The organism is Paraburkholderia sp. (assembly GCF_035656215.1).
GTDB lineage: Bacteria > Pseudomonadota > Gammaproteobacteria > Burkholderiales > Burkholderiaceae > Paraburkholderia.
Genome location: NZ_DASRSY010000196.1, coordinates 1 through 2,344, shown reverse-complemented (window position 1 = coordinate 2,344; position 2,344 = coordinate 1). Strand labels below are relative to the sequence as shown.

At 62.7% G+C, this 2,344-nt stretch carries 3 protein-coding genes; all 3 read right to left on the bottom strand.

Annotated features, from left to right (window positions below; genetic code table 11):
• A partial coding sequence (locus VFE81_RS11155) for a D-alanyl-D-alanine carboxypeptidase family protein (protein ID WP_325044653.1) occupies positions 1–993 on the bottom strand: 993 nt, incomplete at its 3' end.
• Between the two features lie 377 nt (positions 994–1,370).
• On the bottom strand, positions 1,371–2,015 hold the full coding sequence (locus VFE81_RS11150) for an alpha/beta hydrolase (protein WP_325044652.1): 645 nt from the start codon (positions 2,013–2,015) through the stop codon (positions 1,371–1,373).
• An 8-nt stretch (positions 2,016–2,023) separates the two neighbouring features.
• The coding region (locus VFE81_RS11145; RefSeq protein ID WP_325044651.1) for a (2Fe-2S) ferredoxin domain-containing protein at positions 2,024–2,344 on the bottom strand (321 nt) is incomplete at its 5' end.

Here is a 2,344-nt window from a genome sequence, read left to right as displayed (position 1 = left end):
GGTCTTCACGCCGATCTGCACGGTGTCCTGCGCACCCTTATAGACGCGCGGCGTGCCCACCACCTGATTCGCCTTGTACAGGCGCACCGTGTCATACGCGGTGTAGCCGTAGTTCAGCATCTTCAGGCTGTCCTGCACGCGGTCGTGTTCCTTGGTCTCGCCCATCATCACCGAGACGAGGCGGCGCGACCCGTCGCTCGTGCCCGGCAGCGAACGCTTCGCGCTGGCGATCAGGCAATAACCAGCGGCTTGCGTGTGACCGGTCTTCAGGCCATCCACTGTCGGATCGATCCACAGCAGACGATTGCGGTTCGGCTGCTTGATCTTGTTGTACGTGAATTCCTTGACCGAGAAGATGTTGTAGTAGTCGGGGAAGTCACGAATCAGACGGGCCGACAGCACCGCGAGGTCGCCCGCCGTGGTGTAGTGCTGCGAGTCGGGCATGCCGTTCACGTCGGCGAAATGCGTGTGCTTCATGCCGAGGCGCTGCGCTTCGGTGTTCATCATGTTGACGAACTGTGCTTCGCTGCCGCCCGCCAGTTCGGCCAGCGCGATCGCCGCGTCGTTGCCCGACTGGACGATCATGCCGTACACCAGATCGTGCACGGTCACCGGCTTGTTCGCTTCGATGAACATGCGCGATTCGTCGGTGCGCACGCGGCGCACTGCTTCGCTCGGCATCACCGTCTGGTCCATCGTGATCTTCTTCGTCTGCAGTGCTTCGAAGACGAGGTACGCGGTCATCAGCTTGGTCAGCGAGGCCGGTTCGACGCGTTCGTCGGCATTGCCCGACGCGAGCATCTGATTGCTGGTTGCATCCACGAGCACCCACGAGCGCGCATTCACCGCGGGCGGCGGCACCTGCGCGAACGCCGTGCTGGCAACGAGCATTGCCGGCAGCACGATGCCGAGGGTCACGGCACGGCTAAGCGTATGGGGAACGAAAGAAGAAACTGACGGGAATGTCGTGCGGCCGGAGGTGGAGAAACGCATAGGGTCGATTCGTGCGGAAAAATACATCGCGCGCAGGGCGCATAGTTTGGAGGAGCCGGTCAGCGAGCGTCAGGCCGTAAAAACGGCGCGGCGCCCATTGGACTTCCGGCCACGCGATCGGTTCGCGCAGCACGCCTCTCATCCGGCACCGCTGCGCGCGCAGCGAAGCTACGCGTCGCGCGAACCGCCGGGTGGGCGATGTGCTGCGCCCAAAAAAGAGCGCCCATTATACGCGCGCTATCCTGGTATCCTTGACCGAAGGGCGGCGATTAATTTGCGTTTGCACGTACCTGTACCCCGGAAAACACGCGCGGCGCGTCCCGCGCGGGCCCCGCGTGTGCCCCTCGCGTGCCCCTCGCGTGCCCCTCGCGTGCCCATTAACGCCACGCGTCGACGATGATCCGCTTCAGGATGTGTAGTTTGCGATGCAGAAAATGCTCTGCCCCCGGGATCACGACGACTGGCAATTCCTGCGGCCGCGCCCAGTCGTAAACCGACTGAATGGGAACGGTATCGTCGGTTTCGCCGTGAATCAGCAACGTGTTTTCCGGCACGGGTGCGACTTCCCAACGGCTCGCCGCGGTGCCGACGAACACGATCCGCTCGATCGCCTGACCTTCTTCGCGCAGCTTCGCGGCCACGTGCGACAGCACAAAAGTGCCGAACGAAAAACCCGCCAGCACGAGGGGCAGATCGCCCTGTCCTGCTTGCGCGCGCATGTGATCGAGCACGGCGCGCAGGTCATCGCGTTCGCCGATGCCGGCGTCATGCTCGCCTTGCGTTTCGCCGACACCCCGGAAATTCGAGCGGTACGTCACGTAGTTCAACTGCACAAGCGTGCGCGCGAGCGTCTGCGCAACCTTGTTGTCCATCGTGCCGCCGAACAGCGGATGCGGGTGCGCGACCAGCGCGATGCCGCGCGGCGCGGCGCCGTTCTCGCGCATTTCGTCGGGCAGATCCAGCGCGACCTCGATCTTGCCGACCGGGCCCTCGATCAGATATTTCTTTGTATGTACGTTCATGGCGAAGCTTATTGATCGATTTTCAGACGCTCGACAATCTTGCCGTTCACGAGGTGCGAATCGACAATTTCATCGATGTCGCTCTCGTCGACATACGTGTACCAGACGCCCTCCGGATACACGACGAGCGCCGGGCCGAGTTCGCAACGTTCGAGACAGCCGGCCTTGTTGATACGCACCTGGCCGGGGCCGGCAAGGCCGAGTTGCTTCACGCGTTTTTTCGCGTGTTCCTGCATCGCCTGCGCGTTGCAATTCGCGCAGCTCGGGCGCTCCGCACCGGGATCGCGCTGATTGAGACAGAAGAAGACGTGGTATTTGTAGAAGGAGTC

Excerpts from the sequence above, each read along its gene's own strand:
- VFE81_RS11150 (WP_325044652.1), bottom strand. The coding sequence starts at position 2,015 with ATGAACGTACATACAAAGAAATATCTGATCGAGGGCCCGGTCGGCAAG.